Genomic DNA, 23,586 nt, shown 5'->3' with positions numbered 1-23,586 from the left:
ATTTGAAGAAAAACTTGTGAGCCTTAAATAGTGTTCGTATATGATATAAAGTTCGCTATATTTACAATACTATATATCGTTTATTACAAATAAAATATAGTTATTTACAAATTCGATTTAGTTAAAGAGTTACATGATAATATCTTAGTATAAGTTAACTTAAAGCAAACCAAACAAATAAACAAATAAACAAATAAAAAAATAAATAAAATTAAGGGAGAATGATTAGCATGAAAAAAATTAGAATTTTAACATCAGCTATTTTACTAGGTTCAATATTATCTTCAACATCTGTTTTTGCAGCAGATACTACTGTAGTACCAGGTCATATGGCTCCTGGAACAGTAATTAAATTTAATCAAGATAAACAAATGGAAGTTGTAAAGCAAGGTAAAGAAAATAGAAGTTCAAATGTAGACAAGAATGCAGTTCCTGAAGATTTACCAGCTATTAAAGCTAATATGACCGTAACTTATGATGCATTAGGTGCACCAATTGTGATTGTTCCTAAAAGTGAATTAAATAATAGTAAGATTTCTGTAGAAATGAAAGAAGTAAAAAGTTCTGATTTGAAAGATACTGATCAAAGCTCAATCTCTAGAGGAAGTCAATCAGGAAAAATTTCTTGGTTTGATATTTGGGGTGAAGATGATACAGCTTCTGGATTAAAATCATCTAGTGGTGCAGCTCATAAAACTATTAAATTAAAAACTTGGGTTGATGTAGATGATGAGGATACTGGTAATTCAACATCAGTTCAAATTTTAGATAGAGGTCCTTATGTAAGTGGAAGAATATTAGACATGTCTGAAGAATCATTTAATCAAGTGGATAATACAGATAATGGCGTATTTAGCGGTTCAATTTCTTGGTAACATTAATGATAATTTATTACAACACATATTTTAAATGAATAGATTTTGTTATCTAAATAGAATTATCATATGATAATTCTATTTAGTACATAAAAAATAGGCGTGGTTCAAAAATTATATTTTTGTTATTGATATTACTACATTCAAGGCATTAAATTTTATCAAATTTGAACTAAGCTAAGAAATAAATTAAACAAACAATGCTTTTAAATAATTAAGATAGGATGATGAATTATGAAAAATAAGTTAAGTAGGAATTTAAGAGTCCTTATATGTAGTATTCTTCTTATTAGTGCAGTATGTGGTGGTATATTTATTATTAATAATAAACATACTGCATTAACAACTTTATTAAATAATAATAATACTGAAGATCTTATAGTTTCATTATATGATACAGATGGTAAAAGTAATATTACAAAGGTAAATTTAGCATCTAAAGAAGAAACTAAGTTGGTTTCAGATAGAGAAGTTTGGCTTAGTGGGAATTTATCAGAAGATAAAAATTCTCTAATTTATATGGATGCCATCGGTGATGAACCTTGGCAGGTTTTTTCATTGAATTTAAAAAATAATAAAACATATAAAGTTACTACTGATAATATAGGCAAGTTTGGTGGAAAATCTGGAAACGGAAGCACGCTTTATTTTCAAACACTTGATAAATCATCTGGCATTGCAAAAATTGCAAAAATTAACACTGAAGATAAGTCATCTGAGATATTCGATAATGAAGATAAGGATAGAGATGTTCAAGTATATGATTCTAGAAATGATAAAATAATAGCAGTAATGTTTTCTAATGCTGAAGATAATAAAAGACATACAGAAGCAAGTAAGACAAAACAAGCAAAAACAAATCTTAAACCTATGGATTATACTATATGTGAAATAAATGCTGATGGCTCAAATATAAAAAGAATTGCATCAGTAAGTGCAAAAAGTATAACTTCTATTTCATATAATTATGATGGTAAAAAAGCTATAATTTATGGAGAAAATATTAATAATGAAAATGATTATGGCATATATGAATTATCTATTGAAACCGGTGAAATGAAATCATTATTAACAAATACCATGATTCATGACAAAAAAGATTGTATTATTTCTGAAATTAGAGATAATGAATCTGCTATTCTTTCAAAGGATGAGAAACTACTGTATTTTACAGGCAGACCTAAAGGCTCAGAAAAGTTAAAATTTTTAGACACAACATCGTATCCACAAGAGATATATAGCTACAATCTTACCACTCAAGAAATAAAAGAAGTATACAAATACAATAGGCCCACTATTATTACTAATTTAACTATTTCCTATTAAATTATTATTACTACTTAATCATTATTAATATCCTATTTAATAAAAGAAGCAGTCTGAATATTAAACTAATCATTAATTTAATATTCAGACTGCTTCTTTAAAAATAGAAATTAAAATAACCTAAATATTTTTTTTATTTTAGCAATCCTTTGAGTAATCTAGTAGCAACTAAGCACTCTTGTCCATTTGTCATATAAAGAACTCTATTATTTTTATCTATTTCTTTTATATTATCTTTATTAACTAAGAAAGATCTGTGACATCTATAGAAACGATCATCTAGTTTATCTTCTATGTCCTTCATTTTTGCATAAAATTCAATTTGCCTATCCACTGCATGAAGTATTACTTTATGTATAATATTTGATGTTTCAAAAAATAAAATTTTATTATATTCAATATTTATAATTTTATCTTCTGCTTTAATGGTAAGGTTTTTTTGCATTTCTGTTGCCTTTGAAGAATATTTTTTATGAGCATTTAAAATACACTCATGTATTCTTTCTTTCACAGATTCTGGTTTATCTTTTATTATATAATCCATTGCTTCAACTTTGTATATAAACGTTAAATAGCTCATTTCTGCATGAGTTGTTACAAAAACTATAAATCCTCTTGGATCGTACTCCCTTATAACCTCAGCAAGTTTTATTCCATTTACATCGGAATTTAAGTCTACATCTAAAAAATACAGCCCTGAAATTTCATTGTTATTTAAATATTCTATAGTATTCTCTGGATTTTCTGTAGATAAAACAATTTCCATATCTAAATTTTCAATCATAATGCTGTCTTCAATGCACTTTGTAATTTCTTTTCTCTGGTTTTCATTATCTTCACAAATAACTATACTTAGCATATTTCTCCACCCCCTTAGTGTAATACTAATTACTGTTTAATATTTGTAAATTTTGAATAAATTCTTGATTTTCGACACTGGTATCAATAGTTACATTCTTATAAGAACTTATAACTTCTTTTAAATTACTTAATCCAAGACCACGGTTAGATCCTTTCGTTGAAAATCCACTCTCAAACATCTTATAAATTGGCGGATTTCCTTTTAAACAAGAATTTATAATCAAAATGACAATAGAGTTTTTCTTATTTATAATACCAAGTTTTAAACTTGGAGATTCACATTCAAGTGCGGCTTCAATTGCATTATCTAAAAGAATTCCAATAACTCTGCATAAATCTATAATATCCATATTTATAAATTCAATGGGTTCCATAATATCAATAAATACATTTATACCTAATTCCTGTGCTCTGATAACTTTTGATGATAATACACCTTTTAATTCTGTAACCTTAATATGCTGGAGCAGCTCAAGCTTATAATTTTTCTTTGAAATATCGTGACTCATAAGTAATATTTTCTTATTAAAAAATTCATCTAATCCTTTTAAATCCTTCTGCTCAATATACCCTTTCATTGAGGAAAGAATATTTACATAATCATGCCTAAATTTCCTCATGTCATTGTACATGCTTTCTAAATTTGAGGTATACTCTTGTAAGTTATCAAACTCTATTTTTTTGCCTTTAAATTCTATTTCTTTCTTTAAATGAATAGCGAGAATATAACTCATTATAATGGTACAAAAGAAGTAAGATAAAAATAATATGCTATCTACACAAACGATAAGATTATCGATATGAGAGAATTTCATCATCATTGCATTAATATAAAATATTAAACATGTTAATGCTATATTTATAAATATTAATACAGAAAATTTATTTTTGAAATTTACTTTTTCTAAATTAAATTCAAACTTTCTCAATATTAAAGCAATAAAAGAACTAAGCAGAAAAGCAATAAACAATAATAATACGTGCATTAAAACAAATGTAATTTTATTGTTTATAATCTGATTGATGTCTTGATTTAGTACCTCTATAAAAAAAGTACCCTGTATTGTATCTGATAATAGAAAAATTATAATCGAAAAGATTATAGATATAAAATTTTTAAGAATTTTCCCATTTTCAAGGAAAAGTAAAATCATCATAATAATAATAAATAGAGGAATTACAAGCATTTCAAAATTTAAACACAAAATCCCTACTATTAAATATACAATGGCTAAATTTTTAAGGAAATTCTTCTTGTTGAACGCTATTATTTTTAAATTATAAGTGACAAAAACATAAATAAACATTGCTATAAAAGAAGTAACTAATCTTATATTCATAATTTTTCCTCATCATTCTATAATTATCAGTTATAATCTAAAAAAGTAAATATATTGTATCAGTACTAGTATTGTACAATATATACCTATACTTTACAATGCGTTATATTTTGTGAGAATGTTTATTTTATAAATCAGATAAATTGAAATGTTGTATATAAAAGACCTTCCTTAGTGATTGGTCTTTTATATAGAATTATAGGTAAGTATTGTCACCTTATATGATTTAAATTTAAAAATTAAAGGCTATCAACTTTGTCGACAGCCTGAAATGTTTATTATAAAACCTATTCTTCTTCTAATCTTAATAGCTCTTCTGGAAATTTAGTTTCATATATCCCTCCAGAAAAGCAGCATGTTTCTGTAGAAGATTCAGCAATTTTTACCGATATTTTTCCAAGTTGATGTAACGATACATCAATTAAATTTTTAACAAATGACTTTTTTATAACGTTCATAATTTTTATATCCCCTTCCAAATAATTTATATATAATTGGAGTTATGGTGATTGACTCGCACAATGCTCCATAACTAATACAAAACTTTAAGACAGAGTTATTTATACAAAGTACTAAAATCATCAAAAATCCTGCTGATAGTAATGATTTAATTTTAAGTTTCATTCTAAATTTCTTTCCTAGCAAAGGTCTTGCTTCTGTATCTGCAGGGGCATATATGTAAAGTAAAGGTATTATTATAAAAAATATAAGAAAAACCTTATCATTTGTCATAATTAAATATTTAGATATAAATCCCCCAATAAAAAAGAAAAAAGAAGTTATGCTTGTACACTTTATGCTGCTTTTAGCATGTACACCAAAAGCATACCTCCTTAAAAAAGTAAAGCTTAACATAATTAACAATGTTCCTTTAATTATTCCTAACACTTCGGCCATAATAAGAATTAAAAATATTTTGGATAGATTAATAATCAATACCTCCAAGCCATACTTCACTTTTACAAAATGTAGATTATCTATTTCCGTATTGTTATTGATTTGGATTGCTAATTTTAAAGCAATCCTTTCCTCCAAACTTTTTTTATTTAAATTAAGTTCCATATTCCCACCCCTTTTTACTACCAAACCTTTGAATATATTATTTGTTTTTAATAATAATATATTGAAAAACCAGAATAAAAAACATTCCTCCTATTATAATTCCCTTAATAAACATATTTATTGGAATGAAAAAAACCCCTATAAAAACAAATAAATTTAACATTAGTAATAAAATTAAATAGTTTTTCATAAAACAACCTCACTAGTTATTTATTTAATATTATTGTATTACGTTAAGCCGTGATTTTTTTCAATTTATAATAAATGATATTATTTCTGTAATAAACGCATTTTGTTATCTCACTTTTATTATTTTAATATAAAAATCTAATACTAAATCTTTTCCAATTATCCATAATAATAATTTTATTATGTTTTGCAGATAATTTGATTTTACATTCCAATAATAAAACCATCATTAGATTTATATGACAACAATGAAAATCTACAATAAAGAGAAGATTTATATCACCTAATACTCCTTTTAATATTTCATATGGTTTTCTATTAGAATTTACGCAAGATCATTTATTTTCCATACTCCACCAAGTGATAAAATATTGCATGAAAGATTGATTTCATGCAATATTTTAATAATATCCTCTATTTCCTTATCGACTTCTATAATTTATCACATACTATTAATATTATATGTGGGCAAATATTGCATACATTTCTGAATTTATGATTTCTATTAATTTATCTTCATTATAGGGGAATAGCCTCTGTATTGTTTAGTTTAAATTTAAGTTATAATATACCAACTTATGTCCTACCAAAAGATAATAAAGAAAAATAAGAAAATTTAAAAATCACTTTGATGTTCTAAAAAATATCTTAATGGCTTAATTGATACCATCTTATTTGAAGATGAATCAATGATTAGACATTATCAAGCAATACAAAAAAGTGGTTTATAAAATCATATCAGAGAAGATGCCTACTTAAGGAAAAATTATTATGGTATTAGACAATGATAAAATTCATCATAAATTTAATATCTATAGCAAGGCTTCATTTCTATAAAAATAGGCTGCAGTAAACTAATTTGTTAGTTTGCAGCAGCCTATTATCTATTAAAACTATTATATTCATTGTAAATTGCTCTAAATGTTAATGGATATAATATTCATCCAGTTCTTTTATGTAAAATTCTATTACAGCTCCACCAAATTCATTATTATATGCTTTTACTTTACCTTTAAAATTCTTAATAATTTTTTGTGCTATATACAGACCTAAACCAAAATGACTTTTATAATCTTCATCTTGGTAAAATGCAGTAAACAATTTGGATGTATCCTCCTGCTTAAATCCTGTTCCAGTATCAGTGCACTTAAAATTAATTTTTTCCATATCATCATATGCTTCAAGGGTTATTTCACCCTCTTGTGTAAATCTCAAGCTATTATATAATATATTATCTAAAACCCTAAATAACATACTACTATCTAAAACATATTTCGGTTTCATTAGGTTAGTTTTAAACTCAATAGCTACATTTTTTTTATCAGCTATACTTTGTATTTCTATTTGTTTATATTCAAGCAATTCTTTTAAATTTACTTCCTCATTCCTAAATAAAAAGTTTTCTCCCTCAACCTTATAAAATAAAGATAAATTATCTGTTAGAGTTGTCATTCTGTCACAATTTTTATTAATTATCCTCATGTTATCATCTATTTTATAATCTGGACTATCCTTTAGATTATATATTATTTCAATCTGTCCTTTAATAACTGTTATTGGTGTTCTTATATCATGTGCAATAGATGAAACCATCATCCTACGTTCTGCATCTAAATCTGATAAATCTTTAATAGTACTTTTAAGTACTTTTACCATATCATTAAATGATTCTTGAATTTTGTTAAATTCTATTCCACTTGTACCTTCAATATTAAAATCAAGGTCTCCATCTGATATTTTTTGAGCCCCATCTAATAATATAGTTATATTTTTTGAAATAGATTTATACAATTTAGATGTAAATAAAAACAAATATAATAGGAAATATATTATCGGAGATATCATAAATAACATATAAATAAAGGTTACCCCCATATTCGTTTTATAGTTATTAGTTACAAAGTCAAATGGAGCTTTTATTACATATATAGCTTGTATAGAGTTATTTTGTGTTACTGGTATATATCTATAGGTATAATTATTATCATACTTATCTTGATTTATGGAATTCAAGATATTAAAATTATCATTTTTTATGTTATATTCCCCATATAAGTGATTACCAGATAAATCTATAACTTCACCTTGAATATCTTCACCATATTTTTTTATATCTATCAAATTTCCTTTTAAAATAGTATCTCCATTTTTCTGAATATCATCATTTATTTTGTCAATATATTTTATATAATAATTGGTCGACTTTGTATTGTTTATCTCCATAGTTATTATTAAAATCATGTATGTAATTGCACTTGAAATAGCTGTATATATAAAAATCTTTAAAAACAAATTATAGAAATTTCTCTTTATAGTCTTATTTTTATTCATCTTTCACTTCCCACTTATATCCCTGTCCATAAATAGTGCTTATATAAGATTTATGTTTGTCTATATTTTTAAATTTCTTTCTAATATTCTTTATGCTTTCTGTAACGGTTTCCAAATAACTTTCAGAATTTATCCCCCATACATTATCAAAAATCCTTTCTTTTGATAATACCCTATTCTTATTAGTCATTAAGAACCTTATAAGTTTATATTCTTTTCTAGTTAAGTTAAGCTTATAGCCCTTGCAAAGTACTTCATTTGCTAAAACATCTATTACTATATTTCCAGATGTTAGTATATGAACTTCTTTATTTCTTATTCTCTCTTCTCTCCTTAAATGAGATTCTATTCTTGCCCTTAATTCCTTTAAACTAAATGGCTTAGTTATATAATCATCACCTCCAACCGAAAGAGCTTCAATCTTATCTTCCTCTAAAGTTTTAGCACTTATAAAAATTATAGGGTAGGATAGTTTTTCCCTAATAATACTACAAAACTTTATACCATCCATATCAGGCATCATTATATCTAATAAAATTAAACCAAATCCTTCATTTATAATCTCAAGTGCTTTTTTTTGATCGTGAACTGTTTTAACATCATAATTATAAATTTCTAAATAGTTTTTGATTGTTATACAAATATCTTCATTATCATCAATAACTAAAATCTTATTGTTTTCTTGCACAAGTCTTCCCCCCATGTAAATTGTATATATACTTTGCAAATAAGTGTACTTCACAACATAATGCACAAACAAATGAATTATATTCTTTGTTTATAGTCACCTAATGAGAATGCAGTATCCCAAGGAGTTTTTTTTCCCTCTTCAATAGATAATAAGGTTAAGATTATTCCTACTGATCCTTCAATTAGTCCTGTTGAATCGCAACATCTTGTTTTTCCATTTTCATATAATATATCTACAAAGTTAAATATATTTTCTTCATTATATAAAGAAAGGATTTTATCGGATAACTCTACGGCAATACTTTTAAATTCATTAATATTGGTCAATTCATAAAATTTATTACTTATATATGCAATCCCTGAATATCCATGACAAAATGTTGGTGAAACTGCGCCCTTAAGCCTTCTTCCGGCTATTTTCATAGCTTCAATTGCATAATTCATATATTCCTTGTTATTTAATATCTGTCCAGCTAAAAATAACGAATATGCAACTCCAGGAGTTCCATAACACCATGCATCTCTGGCATTTTGACTATTTCTAATGCTATTTTTGTAATCATTTAACGAAATACTATAATCCCAACCATACCCTTCTTCTGCATCCACTTTAAAATCAAAAAGAAATTTTGAAATTTTATCAATCATTTCATATTGTCCTTTTACTCTTATATTAAGTTTTTCGGCATTACATAAATTAACTAATAATGAAGGTACCCCATGAGAAAGCCCCAAATTAAAACATCCTTCCTTATAAGTTTTCCTTTCCTGTTCAGAAATTTGATTTTCTGCTTTTATGTACCAGCCTGGAAGCATCGTTCCCATAACCTCTTTATCTTCGCAAAGTTCAACTATATATTCTAAAATTGAATTTATTTCTTCATTCATTCCATCTTTAAATAACATGCAATAATTTAATACACCTGATATTCCAGATATTGCATCATAATCATACATATCTACACTGGATTTACTTTTTAAATAGTTTAAATGTTCTTCTAAGCCATCCTTTATTATTTCATTAATAGTATTAATAAACTGAATATACCTTGTCCCATTTTTAGATAAACATACTGCTGCAAGCCCTATTCCTGACATTCCTGAAAACATTGATAACATTGAGTGTGGATTTTCTTCTATTAGGTGTCCTATTCTTTTCATATATTCATGGCCTTTCATATCCCATCCATCCTCTGGATACTGTTCATTTAGTTCTCCATATAAAATACATAATGAAGGTATCCCTTCACTAAGAAATAATTCATTAAATCTATTAATCTTTTTTCCTTGTATCTCTATGTAATTTTTTTCGCTTTTTGCAACTTCTAATACTTTATTATAATCAAATAATCTAATTGCTGTATTATATGCAACTTCCTTTACTTTTCCAATAACTAGTGTCTGTTCCATAGTAGCCCCCTTAATGCTTTACTTCCCATTGAAATGTTTCAATTTCATACATTTTTTTATATGTTTCGTTATTTTGAAGCAGTTCTTCATGGCTTCCTATTCCTATAATATTTCCATTATCCATAACTATTATTTTGTCTGCCAATTTTGCTGTTGATAGTCTATGAGATATAAACACACCAATCTTATCCCTTACCATATTAATGAATATATCAATAATATTTTTTTCAGCTATAGGATCTAAGGCAGCACTTGGTTCATCTAATATATATAAGGATGCCTTTCTAAATAAAGTTCTTGCTATCGCAATTTTTTGCCATTGCCCTCCAGATAGTTCTGTTCCATTATCAAACCATAATCCTAACTGTTCGTCTAAATTGTCAATATAATTAATATTGGTATTGCTAAGTACATTTTTTATTTTCTCATCATTATTAATATTAGCAATATCTCCAAAACCTATGTTTTCCCTAACCGTTAATTCATATTTAACAAAGTCTTGGAAAAGTGTTGCTATATTATTTCTTAATTCAACAGTGTTATAAGTATTTATACACTTACTATTAAATAAAATTTTATTATCCTCTACTTCATATAGCTTTAGCAATAATTTTACTAAGGTACTCTTTCCAGATCCATTTCTCCCAACAATTGCAATTGTCTCCCCTTTATTTATTTCAAAGCTTATGTTTTTTAAAACTTCCTTGCTATCATTGGGGTAGTTAAATGTTAAATTTCTAACTTCAATCTTTCTTATTTCATTTATACTATTTTTCTCTTCTAAAGTTGCCGCTACTTCGAGTAAATCTTCTTCGATTGACAAAAAGTCAAATAATTGTTTTATATATAAATTATCTTGATATAAAGAATATATGGTATTTAATATTTTTTTACTATTAGTTGTAACTAAATTTAAAGCGTTTATTAATCCAACAACATTCCCAATTAATATCTCTCCTATAATTGCTGAATATATGATAATTACAAGTACTATATCTATGCATATTTGCTCTATTAATTCAAAAATAAATGTAAATAAATTTCTTTTTTTTAATAAACTTATATCTTGTTTTACAAAAAGCTTATTTATATCCTTGAATTTTTGTAGCAAGTATTTTCCTAAGTTGTATAGCTTAATTTCCTTAAATGCATTATTTCTTGTTAATAAATAAGATAGGTACCATGATTTTCTAGACTGTGTAGCTCTGGACCATAAAACATTAAATTCCCTTTGTGCTATTTTAAAGAAATAAAATGAAGATATTAATGGAATTAATACAACTATAACTAATACCCAAGGCTTCCAATTAACTATTATAATAACTGACGAAATTAATGTAATTATTGAGGTTATTATACCTATAGTTTCTTCAAATATTTTATATGGTTTATATGAAGTTTCATCTTGCACACGTTGTAATTTATCATATATATCTGAATCTTCAAAATGCCTTAATGATAAATTAGTGCACTTTTCCATAACTAAATAATTAAGTTTAAAAGTTATAACTTTCTGAAAGCGACCATCAAAATATTCCGTTAAGCATCCTATACATTCACTAAATAAATTAGCTAATATATAAACAATTAGTGCAGATATTATTATATTTGTATTTCTTGTTACTATTAAATTTAATAAATTCTGCGAAGTTAATAAGGTAATTATAGGGCATAACCCCATAACTATACTTAGTATTATAATTATATAAAAGTTAACTGTATCTATTTGATTTATTAACCTAATCACTTTAGGAACCATTTTCATTATATTTAATATTCCTTTTATTGACACATGGTTATCATACTCTCTTAAATCCATATAATTTCTCCTATTGTATTAATCTGATTATTCATTCCTTTTAAAATATTTTAATGCATATAGTGTATGTGAAGCTAATGCTCTAACCTTCTTTTCAAATTTTCTATCTATGCCAAACAACCTATTACAATGTAAATGAATTATACTATCTAATATAGACAACATCTCTATATGATTTAAGCATTCATTTATCCTTTCAGAATATTTTCTTACTATTTGTGATCTTTGATTTAAAATGTTTAATAATAAAATCCCCTCTTCATTTTCTTTTAGATGTTCCCACTCATTGCTACTATTACATAGATTCATATAATCTTTTCTATTTTTATTAAAATCATCTCTATAATCTGAGGGTTTAACATGGGTTCTTAAAAAATCAACTTGATCTTCATATTTAATTCCATAGCTTTCCATATAGTGTATTATAGATATGATTCCTATAAGCTCTTTAGAAAATGTTATATTATTTAATCTTTTTTCTGCCAATATATTTTCTACTACCATACTATCAAAGAAAAAAACACTTTCTGCTATATCCATTAATTCTAAACCACCATATCTTTCAATTTCTCTATCATAAGAATCAATTGTATATCTATTTATTATACCTTTATTCATTAAATCCACTAACCATTCTTTTATATCTGGATATAAATCTAAAAGTTGTTTACTTGTTGAATTAAATCTCAATCTTATATGTGGTACTGGATCTGCATAACGCATAAAAAAGTATCTATTTATTTCACCATTATTAATTTTTTCTGTGCAATATTCAGAAATATAAAATGCTATTAAATCTTCAAGATTACTTGTTACTCCATATAATTTTAAATAAAGCCAATCGTCAAAAGGTACTTTCAAGCGTTCATTGCTTAAGCTTGATATATTATTTGTTCGTTTTTCGATAGAGACTTCTTTAAGCTGCTTTATTTTTCTTTTTACTAAAGGAATTACTAACTCGCACATATAACTGTTTTCTTCACTATCTGTAACCACATTAAATCCATCATCTTCATATGAATTTAATACAATATCAGCATTACTGTTGTTAATTTCATGTTGGAGTATAGTTAAACTCTTGTCATCTTTAGTATTTAATAATATTCTATTATCTAATGAAGCTATATAAATATATTGTGGTATATCATATTTTTTACAATAAATTTTTACTGCGTTTTTAAATTCTCCGAAGCTTGTCTTCTTGTTGATCTTTAAAAGTTCCTTATTTACAATCCAAGTTTCAGGAGTTATGGTAAAGTTTTTATATTGAACTTTAGGAATATAAATAGCATCTCTAAATATGTTTTTCCATATAAATTCATACCAAGTTTTATATCCATCAAACTCTATATCATGGAGAAATTTTATTGAATTTGGAGCAAACTCTATATTTAGCATGTTATTCATTGTTATAATTAATCTTTTATTTAATGATTTGCTTTTAGCATAAAATCTATCATTTTCTAATCCGATAACAATATCATCTAAATATAATCTATGATCGTCATCCATTGAATTATTTATAAATAAAGCTAGCTCATACTGGCTCCTATGTATGTTCCTGCTTACATTTGCTATTCTAGCATCACTAGGCAAATATACCAGCTCACATGTTACATAATCATCACTAATCTTTTTTTCCAATTCGTCTTTAGACAATATATTAAAACATTCCGTTGCCTCTTTCATCATATAGGAAAATCTTCCAAATGATTTCCCAGCATGTTCTGACCCGAAATTAGGTCCTATATAATATTTCAAATTATTATCTATATTATCTTTAGAATTTGACTTTATTATTAAATTTATTTCAAGTGAATTAGGAATTTCATTATAAGAATACTCCTCTAATTGTAATTCTTTTACTTCTTTGTCAGTTATAATTATACTCTTTTTATTTTTAACTGCATCTATATATTTGTCTGAAAAATACCTTTTTAATTTCTCATTTATTTCAGTATTTAATACTGTATATTCATCTCTATTATTTTGGGGATGTGCATAACCTATAGGAGCACCAATGCCCCTATCATTATCTAACATTTCTAAAAGCTCTACTTCTCTGTCCTGTCCATACCTTTCAATATAGTCATTCTTATATCTTTTAAGGTAAGAATCTTTATTTTTATAAGGCGTTGATAAAGTTAAAAGTATATTAATTAAATCATTCATTTCATCTATTACTTTAGTACTCAATATTTTTTCTTTTAAATTTAATTTCATATCCACCTGTAGAATATTTTCAGCAGAAACTAAGCCTTTCATTTTATCATATACACTTTTATATAACTCTTCCCCTTCACCTAAACCGGTTTTCATATACTCATAAAGCATTTCTCTGATTTCCAGCAATTGATTTTTTAAATCGGTTTCAATATCTAATTCATCAAGTTTAGCTATAATATAAACTAATTGATCCTCTATTGTTAATGGCGGTCTTAAGCTAGATATTAAATATTCATTTTCTATTAAGCCCTTTAAGTAATTTTCGATTTTTTCCTCAGATACATCTTGATTATCATTTATTAACAGCTCTTTTAAATCATTATAAAATATTGGTTTCTTTGCTGCCTTTAACACATTTTCTAATGGTTCTGTTATCCTTACACTTATTTCTTCAACATCATTCTCATCCTCTTCTTTTCTAGTTGAATATAACAAAAAAGCTCTATCTCCCTTTTTGAAAATACTGTCATTTATAGTGTATTTTAAATTCATGTACTCTTTTTTTTCTATAAATTTGACAACGTCTATCAGCCATTCTATATCAGGTCTTACATATTTTCTATGCTTATTATCAGAATATGATATATCTGTCTTCTCTTCACTATAACTTCCAAAGTCAACCCCAGAAAATAATCCAAAAGGTGTTGGTCTTGTACTTATTCTTATTAAATACTTATAAATAGACTGTAAAAAATACTCCTGCTTCCTTATGCTTTTTCCTTCACAAAAATCTATCATTGTATTATAAAGGCTTCTACTTCCTATTAAAATACTTTCCCTAAATACAGAATTTTTACATAAAATCTTTATATGATCTAAAATCTTTTCATTATCAGAATTTCCGTTAAAAAAATCAAAAAACTTTTCACTTTCAAAAGCTGGAGTTCTGACCATAAACGTATTTATTGGTTCATATAATCTTTTTTTCATACTACATAGTCTCCTTTTATTATATATTTGAGGAAATTTCATAATTAAGTTATTTACAAAATCATCTCAATATGAGTTATATGTATCTGGTTATAAAATACTATATATTGTAGTTGATTATTTTAGATTTGAATCATGAAAAATCATGATTATTTAATAAATATGATAACTAAAGTTACTAATTTTTTTTCATACTAGCACACAATAAAAGATAGTAAAGAATTAACAATCCTTTACTATCTTTTTAATACATGTTAAAAGATAGTTATAAATTAACAGTATTAGCATCCTTTACAAGATCTAGTCAAGCAAGTCCTAAATAGGCTTGTAGCACATCCCGGAGTGCATGCACTATAACTTGTAACTGATGGCTTTACTCCTCTCTTCTCATCCTTTTTTATCTTTACATCCAAATCAAAATTATCTAATTTTCCCATAAAGAAAACCTCCTTTGAATTTTATTTATTATTTTCAACATAAAATTTAGAAATGTATAAATTCTTCTTTAGCTTTTAAAAAATTAATAATTTAATAAATATATATTGTATAGTTTTCTTTTATATTTTAACATTAAATTCTAATTTTTTCATAATGTTCTGTTATTGTTTATATTAATCTCAATTATTCATAAATTTATAAAAATTATTCTTTTCATGGTTTAATAAGTAATTTTTAATGAATTTAAACCTTCTACTTAATTAAGTAGATAATTATAAAAATGGACTCTCCTTTATTATTACTTTGCCAAAAACCTCTAATAAAGGAGAGTCTATATTTGTAGTTTGTTGATAAAATATTTAATTCAAAGAGTACATGAGAACTAGTCTTAATTGCTTAATTTAATGTAAAATTCTGATATTATACATATTATTCTTTATTTAGAGCGAGTTAAAAAAATTATACACTAGATTTATGTTAAACTTTAAATCTACAGTGGAATCTGGATTTCTACTTCTGCGCCATTAGTAATTTTTGAATTACGTAATATTAAATTTCCATTATGTTTTATAGCTATAGTATGAGCTATATATAGTCCCATTCCATAATGAGATTTATTACTTCTACTACTGTCCCCCATATAAAATTTTTGCATTCCTTTAGCCAAATCTTCTTCTGAAAATCCTATTCCATAATCAATAATTGTAATTATAATATTTTTCTGATCGCTATTACAATTAAAAATCACTTTTTCATTTTCTTTCGAATGTTCTACTGCATTGGAAACTACATTTATAATAGCTCGTTTTAATAAAGATGAGTTTCCATAAAAATCCTTCGGGAGTTTTCCTTTATTGAATTCTAATTGTAATTTTTTTATTCCAGTTAACGCACTAATAGAATCATGAATCTCCTCAATAAACTCTTCAGCATTAATTTTTTCTGTTTTAAGATTTGATTTCATTTCATCTCTTGATATTTCAATTAATGTTTTAATATATTCTTGTATCTGTGATGAGCTTTGGATTATAAAGTTTAAATATTCTTTTTGTTCATTAGTTAGTTCTGTTTCAAATAACAATTCTGTATTACCACGAATAACCGTAACTGGAGATTTAATATCATGTGCTAATGAAGACATTTGTTCATTACGCATTTCTTCTAACTGCCACTGCTCTTCTAAAGATTTTTTTAATGCATTCCTCATTTTTATCATTGATTGTAAAACATTGTCTATTTCATAAATACCACTCTCATCAACAACAAAATCTAAATCCTGATTTTTTATTTTTTCTGTTACCTCATGTAAACATCTCATTTTGTGTACAATTTGTTTTGAAAACAATAATGCTAAAATTATTACTTCTAAAATAAAAAATACAACAAATAAAATAACAGTTAAAATACCAGGCGTAGGTAAAAACTTCCTTAATAAAGGAGATTTAAATTCTGAAGAGATAGAGTATCTAAAAATACAGACCTTATCTTCTATAGAAACTTTAACATAGTAATAAAAAAAATCTTCTACAACTTCATTTTCTTCTAAAAGTTTATAAGCCTTTTTAGCAGTTGATTCTTTTAAGTTTCCTGAAATAATTTCTCCATTAGTTGTAAATAAAGCATAGCTGTATTCTCCATTAATTAAATCTGGTGTTATTTTTTTTTGCTCAATCATAGTATCCTGTATTTCTTGAATCCTCTTTTCATTATAATTTGAGGAAAGAATTTCACCATTAGATAGGAGCATTCCATATGAGACTCCAAGAATTAACAGTAATAATAAAGTACCTATACAAAATATAGATAAATATTTAACAAAAATTCCTCTTAGATGTTTTGATTTTTTATTCATTTCCATTTATATCCTAGCCCCCATATAGTTTCTATTGGAGATATATTAAATTTCATAAATTTTCCACGTATATTTTTAATATGTTCAGCTATAGCTGAACTCTCACCTTCACCATAAGTGCCAAAAACCTCTTCATATATTTTTTCTTTAGAAAATACTTGCCCATGATTACATGCAAGAAATTCACATATTTCATATTCACTTTTTGTTAAAGTTAGCTCTTCATTATGAACAGCTAACTTTTTACCTGAAATATCAATGCACACATCTCCAATGTTAAATATATTACGTCGCTCTCTTCCTTCTCTTCTTAAATGAGCATTTACACGTGCACGTAATTCACCTATTCCAAATGGCTTTAAAATATAATCATCGCCACCAACATCTAAACCTTGCATAATATCATTTTCCATCGTCTTTGCACTAAGAAATAATATAGGACAATCTGTTTTACAGCGTATTTTATTACATAATGTAAATCCATCTATATTAGGCATCATTACATCAAGCAAAATAAGATCATACATCCCAAGCTGCAAATCAAAAATTTGACTTGGTTCAGATAAAGTACTAACTATATGGTTATCCTTTTCTAATGCTTTTTTTATTAGAGCTAATATATTTGTATCATCATCAACAGTTAATATTCTTGCCATATTTTTGCCCCCTCTATTATTTACATTACGCACATGAAACAAAATAACAAATTAAAATTAATTAGGTAATTAATCATCTATTCGTATAAAAATATTTAACTAAAGTATATTTCACTTTTAATGGAGAATAAATTAATAACCATTAACTTTCCGTTCTTATTCCTTCCCAATGATAAAACCACACACATGAAATTATAAATGCTAGAATTGTTAATATTGTACATGAGTATATAGCATAGTAAATTTCTTTAGAATCAGTATTTATAAAAAATGAGCTTGAATTTGATATAATCCAGTAATTCACAAATCTGGTTCCCCAGGCACATGGAATATAAGGCCAGATTTTATATCCTAAATCAGTTATTAATATTGCACTTAGCATAGTTTCTGTAATTCCAACTCCCATGGATACACTTTTTCCATATCTCATAGATAAAAATAAATGAAAAATATATTCAAAGATATTACTTAATATAAGAATTAATGCTGCCATAATATAAAAACCAATATCAAAATTATTTCTATGAAGTAGATACGAAAAACCAAAATAAAAACCAACACATGCTGCCATAATTGCTAAAAATCCCATGATTATAAGTAGCATCATCTTGCTTAAAAAGGTCATATTCTTGATTTTTGAACCTATTAGCATCTCTATAAAATTTCCTGCTGCAGATTCCTGATCTATGCATATGGAAGTAACAATACTAATAAGTAATGGGAAAGAAACTCCAATAACTTGTAAATATCCTGTTATTTCCCCAATATGACTATGTGGTGAAAATGAGTAATAGCTTAAAAACGTAACGATTCCAAATAAAGGTATCATAAAATGAATTCTTTTTAGCATGGATTTCTTCATTTTTAACATATCTGAATGGAGGACTCTAAAAAAATATGTCATTATATTCCCTCCTGAGTATTAAACCACATACCGGTTAATGCTGTAATTCCAATGAAACAAACTAAAGATATAATTATTCCAGGAATAATTACATTAGTGTTTAAAAGAAAACTTCCTTTTTCTACAGGAAATCCATTTGGCAGTATATTCAAAATAGCACACATTAATCTAGAAGGAATAGAAAAAGGATATAAGTACCAATTTGCACCATCCGAAAAACCCGCAACGCCTATTACATTTGCTATCATGTTTATTAAAACTGTTGCAATCATTCCAAACTTTCCACATAAAATCATACACAATGGAATTTGCCACAAAAATGTTATAAACAATACTATCATACCCTCTATAATCTGAGAAAAAGACATTATTTCTCCAAATATAAATCCCCCTAAGATTATACCAATAACAAAAACAATAGAAGAAATTAAATACATAAAGCTACATGCTATTATTTTACCAATCCATACTGTATTTTTACTGAAAGGCAATGTAAAAAGTTCATTGTACTTTAACTTTTTATCTTTATCTACCATTGTTCCACAAATAATACTTAAAGCACCGGGTAAAAACATTGTATACCACCAATTATAAGCACCATTTTGAAAAGTTTCTCCTGCTCCTAAAATCCCACAAATAAATAAAGTGGCTAGTGGTGCAATAAAAATTAGTTTTTTACTAAATGTTCTTTTAAGTTTTTGCATTTCAGATATAATACATTTAATCATACTGTTTATGCCTCCTTTCTATTATTTAAAACAACATTCATAAATAACTCTTCTAAATTATCATTTTCAGTAACTTTTCCTTCATATCCCAACACTCCACCAGATATTATTCCTACTTCATCCACTACTTGCTGAACTTCAGCTAAAATATGACTAGAAAGGATTACCGTTATTCCTTGCTTTGGAAATGAACGAATTAAATTTCTAAGCTCCTCAATTCCTATTGGATCTAAGCCATTTGTTGGTTCATCTAATATAAGGAGTTTAGGTTTATTTAGTAAGGCAATTGCAATGCCTAATCTCTGCTTCATACCTAGAGAAAATTGCCCTGCAAGTTTATTATCTGTCTTGGTTAAATCAACACTCTCTAGCACTTCCTGAATTCTAGAGTCTGGAAGCCCTAAAACTGTAGTTCTTACCTTAAGATTTTCTCTTGCTGTTAAATTTTCATATAATGGAGGATTTTCAATTAATGCGCCGATATCGCTGAGGTTTTCTCTCCTCCATTTACTTCCACAAAAGTAAATCTCCCCAGAAGTTGGTCTAAAAATACCCGCTATCATTTTTAATGTGGTTGATTTTCCTGCTCCATTAGGACCCAATAATCCATAAACACAATTTTCAGGAATAGAAAGACTAATTTCATTAACAGCTTTTTGATTTTTAAACTTTTTACTAAGATTTTTAGTTTCTAAAATATAATTCATATTGTTTTTCCCTCTTTCTTTCACTATATAAGTTAATTTTAAATGATAATTTTAAGGATTTTATAAGGATATAACAAATATTTTCAAATTAATTTATTTGATTTCTAACAACTAAGATAGTACTTCAATAAATTTATATATAAAAATAGTCATTGCTAAATATAAACAATGACTGTTTTCAAATTAATTATCTAATAAGAAAGCTGAATCCCAATCTACACTATTAGTTTTTGAAATTAACTCTAATAGTGTTAATAAGGTTCCTGATGCTCCATCTAATAATGCTATTGAATTTAAATTTTTTATATTCGAACTACTATTCTCAATATTATAAAATCCAAAAGGAGCATCATCAGTATAATAACTTAATATCTTTTCCAAAAGTCTGTCACTTTCATTTAAAAATAATTTATCTTTTGTTTTACAATAAAATTTATATGAGATATATGCTAATCCAGAATATCCATGACAAAACGATGGTGAAAATAATCCGTTTTCCTTCTTCACAGATTCTTTCATTGCCTCACAAGACATTTCATATAAGCTATTATTTTTCAAGGTGTATGAAGATCCTAAAAGTGAATAGGCAATTCCTGGAGTTCCATAACACCATGCATCTCTAACAGCATCTGAATTCTTTGCACCATTAATGTATTCCTCTAATCCTATCATGCCATTCCATTGATTAGTGCCTTTTATTTTACACTTAATAATATCTCCAACAATTTTTTCTATTGCTTCCTTTTGTCCATCAACTATTATGTTTTTACTATATGATTTACATAGTATTATCAAAGGACCTGGAATTCCATGTGAAAGTCCTAAATTTAAAATACCTTGATTATAGTACTTCTTTTCATCGTCATTAAATAAGTGTTCTTTTTTTATAAACCATCTTGGAACTTCAAAATTTAAATACGAAACCGGCTTTGACAAATCTACAAAATAATTCAATATTTTTTCTAAATGTTTTTCTTTATTATTTAATAATAAATAATTTCCTATTCCAGACATTCCTTCAATTACGTCATAATCAAACATTTCTGTGTCTTTCTTATTTATAATATAATTTAAATTTACATCCAATTGACTATACAAATGATTATCAAGAGTCTGCAACAGTGATTTGTAGTATGCTCCATTATTGGAACAGGCTTTTACCGCCAATGCTATTCCTGATGTTCCTGAAAATAAAGAGCTTGACTGCAGTCCTTCTTCTTGTATATAATCCACGATTGTTTTGATATAATTATTACACAACTCATTCCATCCTTCATTAGGGTATAATTTATGCAATTCATTGTATAATAAACATAATCCAGGAAGCCCATGGCTTAGCGCTAAAGGAATATTAGGATAAAACTTTATGTCTCCTAAATTTAAATAATTATCCTCTTCAAGCAAAACTTTATTTACAAATTTAATATCTCCTAATTTTTGTGCAATATTTTTAACAATTTTTATTCCATCCATAAACCTACTCCTAAATTATATTAATATTCATATTCTCCTTTTTCTTTCAACTCAATATACGCTGGACAATTTTTAGATAAATACTCATCTGTTCCACATCCTACAACCTTACCATTATCTAAAACTATTATCTTTGATGCCTTTCTAGCCGCTGCAACTTTATGAGTAATGAATAATCCTATTGAATTTCTTGATAATTTATAAAACGTACTAAATACATTAATTTCTGCATCAGGATCAAGTGCAGCACTAGGCTCGTCTAATAAATAAACATCTCTATCTCTATAATATGTTCTAGATAGAGCAATTTTTTGCCACTGGCCTCCTGAAAGTTGTACTCCTTCATCAAACCAATTTCCAAGTTGAATATTTAAAATATCGTTATTAGATGATGTATCAAAAAAATCTCCACCTGCTAATTTTAGTGCATTTAAAATGTCTCCATTTTTCTCATCCTTTGAAATATCCCCTAAAATAATATTTTCCTTCAGTGTCATTTCGTATTTTACGTAATCTTGAAACAAAACTGATAGTCTGTTTTTATATGTTGTCTTATTTATTTCTTTAAGATTAATTCCATTAATTAAAATTTCTCCTTGATTAATTGTATATAATCCACAGATTAATTTTAATAAAGTACTTTTACCTGATCCATTTTTTCCAATGACAGCAACTGTCTCGCCTTTATTTATTTTCAAATTTACATTATCTAAAGCTTTTTTATCATTACTATAATCAAATGAAATATTTTTTAATTCTATAGATTCAACTGTATCTATTTCTTTTCCTACATTTTCATTAACTACTTCAATATTCATAAAATCATCAAATAACTTCATATATAGATTATTATTATATATAGAATATAGCGAGCTTATGATAGTATTAGTATTAGATTGAATTAAGCTTATTGTTTTAATATAAGTTGCAACATTACCAATTAAAATACTTCCATAATAAGCTGATATAAGTGCCATCAAAACTACAATTGAAATTAAAAGTTCTTGTAAAATCTCAAATATACAACTAAATGTAGTCTTTTTCTTATTAATACCATTTTGTTTTTGAAAAATATTCTCCTTAATATCCCAATACTTGTTTAAAAAATATTCTTTTATATTAAGAAGGTTAATTTCCTTGAAAGCCAAATCATGTGTCAAAAGATAGCTTAAATACCACGCCTCCCTTTCTTTTCCACTTAGTTCATAGTGAATATTAAATTCTTCTTTTCCAATTTTCAAATAATAAAAAAGTCCTGCACAGGAAAGTAACATAATAACAATAATAATCAGTGGTTTCCATGTAAACAAAATTACTATTGACGATCCAAAGGAAATAATGGATGATATTAAAGTCATAACAGCTTGTAGTGATTGATATGGTTTATAAGTAACATCATTCTCCAGCCTAGTTATTTGATTATATATTTCAGACTCTTCAAAATGTTCAAGAGAAAGTTTTCCACATTTCTCCATTATAATATAATTAAGTCTATAACCTAATTTTATTTGTAATTTTTCATCAACATAATTTGATATATTTGTAATTATTGAAGAGAAAATCGAAAATGTTATATATGATACAAATAATAACATTAATCCATAGATTTCTTTTTTGAGTTGTAATGCATTTAGTAATTCCTGTGATAGAATCATAGATATAATTGGAGAAAAGCCAAGGAAAACAGAAAGTAAAATTGATACTATTAATAATCCTTTGCTAATTTCTAGTATTAATTTTATAGTCTTATAAACACACTGTATATTCAA

At 26.1% G+C, this 23,586-nt stretch carries 19 protein-coding genes; 2 read left to right on the top strand and 17 right to left on the bottom strand.

The features are described 5' to 3' along the window. Positions 1 to 230: 230 nt before the first annotated feature. On the top strand, positions 231 to 875 hold the full coding sequence (locus tag T483_RS0114770) for a septal ring lytic transglycosylase RlpA family protein (protein ID WP_026887560.1): 645 nt from the start codon (positions 231 to 233) through the stop codon (positions 873 to 875). A 234-nt stretch (positions 876 to 1,109) separates the two neighbouring features. Next, a complete protein-coding gene (locus tag T483_RS0114765; protein ID WP_026887559.1) occupies positions 1,110 to 2,201 on the top strand; it encodes a hypothetical protein in 1,092 nt (363 codons plus the stop codon). Positions 2,202 to 2,334: 133 nt separating this feature from the next. On the opposite strand, the gene T483_RS0114760 is transcribed toward T483_RS0114765, so the two are convergent. The 17 genes from T483_RS0114760 to T483_RS0114675 all read right to left on the bottom strand — a co-directional run bounded on the left by T483_RS0114760 (position 2,335) and on the right by T483_RS0114675 (position 23,586). Beyond that, the gene (locus T483_RS0114760) at positions 2,335 to 3,060 is read right to left on the bottom strand and encodes a LytR/AlgR family response regulator transcription factor (protein WP_026887558.1); all 726 of its coding nucleotides are present in this window, start codon (positions 3,058 to 3,060) and stop codon (positions 2,335 to 2,337) included. 25 nt (positions 3,061 to 3,085) lie between these two features. Then, positions 3,086 to 4,402 carry a sensor histidine kinase gene (locus T483_RS0114755; RefSeq protein WP_026887557.1) on the bottom strand — a complete coding sequence of 439 codons (1,317 nt, stop codon included), beginning with the start codon at positions 4,400 to 4,402 and terminating at the stop codon, positions 3,086 to 3,088. A 287-nt stretch (positions 4,403 to 4,689) separates the two neighbouring features. Next, positions 4,690 to 4,860 (bottom strand): AgrD family cyclic lactone autoinducer peptide, encoded by a 171-nt coding sequence (locus T483_RS30520; RefSeq protein ID WP_080697002.1) that lies wholly within the window; start codon positions 4,858 to 4,860, stop codon positions 4,690 to 4,692. Beyond that, positions 4,832 to 5,464, bottom strand: coding sequence for an accessory gene regulator B family protein (locus tag T483_RS0114745; protein ID WP_026887556.1), 633 nt, complete (start codon positions 5,462 to 5,464; stop codon positions 4,832 to 4,834). Before T483_RS0114745 ends, T483_RS30520 begins: the two co-directional genes overlap by 29 nt. A 1,113-nt stretch (positions 5,465 to 6,577) precedes the next feature. Further along, entirely contained in the window at positions 6,578 to 7,984 is a 1,407-nt protein-coding gene (locus tag T483_RS0114735) for a HAMP domain-containing sensor histidine kinase (protein ID WP_026887555.1), read from the bottom strand. Continuing rightward, positions 7,977 to 8,672, bottom strand: coding sequence for a response regulator transcription factor (locus T483_RS0114730; RefSeq protein ID WP_242841868.1), 696 nt, complete (start codon positions 8,670 to 8,672; stop codon positions 7,977 to 7,979). Before T483_RS0114730 ends, T483_RS0114735 begins: the two co-directional genes overlap by 8 nt. Before the next feature lie 77 nt (positions 8,673 to 8,749). After that, the gene (locus tag T483_RS0114725) at positions 8,750 to 10,084 is read right to left on the bottom strand and encodes a lanthionine synthetase C family protein (RefSeq protein ID WP_026887553.1); all 1,335 of its coding nucleotides are present in this window, start codon (positions 10,082 to 10,084) and stop codon (positions 8,750 to 8,752) included. 10 nt (positions 10,085 to 10,094) lie between these two features. Beyond that, on the bottom strand, positions 10,095 to 11,903 hold the full coding sequence (locus T483_RS0114720; protein ID WP_026887552.1) for an ABC transporter ATP-binding protein: 1,809 nt from the start codon (positions 11,901 to 11,903) through the stop codon (positions 10,095 to 10,097). A 27-nt stretch (positions 11,904 to 11,930) separates the two neighbouring features. After that, positions 11,931 to 15,059, bottom strand: a complete 3,129-nt coding sequence (locus T483_RS0114715) for a lantibiotic dehydratase (protein ID WP_026887551.1) — start codon at positions 15,057 to 15,059, stop codon at positions 11,931 to 11,933. A 281-nt stretch (positions 15,060 to 15,340) separates the two neighbouring features. Then, on the bottom strand, positions 15,341 to 15,496 hold the full coding sequence (locus T483_RS30515; RefSeq protein WP_080697001.1) for a gallidermin/nisin family lantibiotic: 156 nt from the start codon (positions 15,494 to 15,496) through the stop codon (positions 15,341 to 15,343). A gap of 491 nt (positions 15,497 to 15,987) precedes the next feature. Then, a complete protein-coding gene (locus tag T483_RS0114705; RefSeq protein WP_026887550.1) occupies positions 15,988 to 17,355 on the bottom strand; it encodes a sensor histidine kinase in 1,368 nt (455 codons plus the stop codon). Beyond that, a complete protein-coding gene (locus tag T483_RS0114700) occupies positions 17,346 to 18,005 on the bottom strand; it encodes a response regulator transcription factor (protein ID WP_026887549.1) in 660 nt (219 codons plus the stop codon). Before T483_RS0114700 ends, T483_RS0114705 begins: the two co-directional genes overlap by 10 nt. Positions 18,006 to 18,147: 142 nt before the next feature. Further along, positions 18,148 to 18,909 carry a lantibiotic immunity ABC transporter MutG family permease subunit gene (locus T483_RS0114695; RefSeq protein WP_026887548.1) on the bottom strand — a complete coding sequence of 254 codons (762 nt, stop codon included), beginning with the start codon at positions 18,907 to 18,909 and terminating at the stop codon, positions 18,148 to 18,150. Then, positions 18,909 to 19,637: a lantibiotic immunity ABC transporter MutE/EpiE family permease subunit gene (locus T483_RS0114690; RefSeq protein ID WP_026887547.1), complete on the bottom strand. Its 729-nt coding sequence runs from the start codon at positions 19,635 to 19,637 to the stop codon at positions 18,909 to 18,911. Before T483_RS0114690 ends, T483_RS0114695 begins: the two co-directional genes overlap by 1 nt. A gap of 5 nt (positions 19,638 to 19,642) precedes the next feature. Continuing rightward, the gene (locus T483_RS0114685; RefSeq protein ID WP_035790213.1) at positions 19,643 to 20,344 is read right to left on the bottom strand and encodes a lantibiotic protection ABC transporter ATP-binding protein; all 702 of its coding nucleotides are present in this window, start codon (positions 20,342 to 20,344) and stop codon (positions 19,643 to 19,645) included. A 183-nt stretch (positions 20,345 to 20,527) separates the two neighbouring features. Beyond that, positions 20,528 to 21,817 (bottom strand): lanthionine synthetase C family protein, encoded by a 1,290-nt coding sequence (locus tag T483_RS0114680; protein ID WP_035790211.1) that lies wholly within the window; start codon positions 21,815 to 21,817, stop codon positions 20,528 to 20,530. A gap of 20 nt (positions 21,818 to 21,837) precedes the next feature. After that, positions 21,838 to 23,586 (bottom strand): ABC transporter ATP-binding protein, encoded by a 1,749-nt coding sequence (locus tag T483_RS0114675; RefSeq protein ID WP_207641435.1) that lies wholly within the window; start codon positions 23,584 to 23,586, stop codon positions 21,838 to 21,840.

The organism is Clostridium beijerinckii HUN142 (genome assembly GCF_000621745.1).
GTDB lineage: Bacteria > Bacillota > Clostridia > Clostridiales > Clostridiaceae > Clostridium > Clostridium beijerinckii_A.
This window is presented reverse-complemented; position numbering and strand designations above follow the sequence as displayed.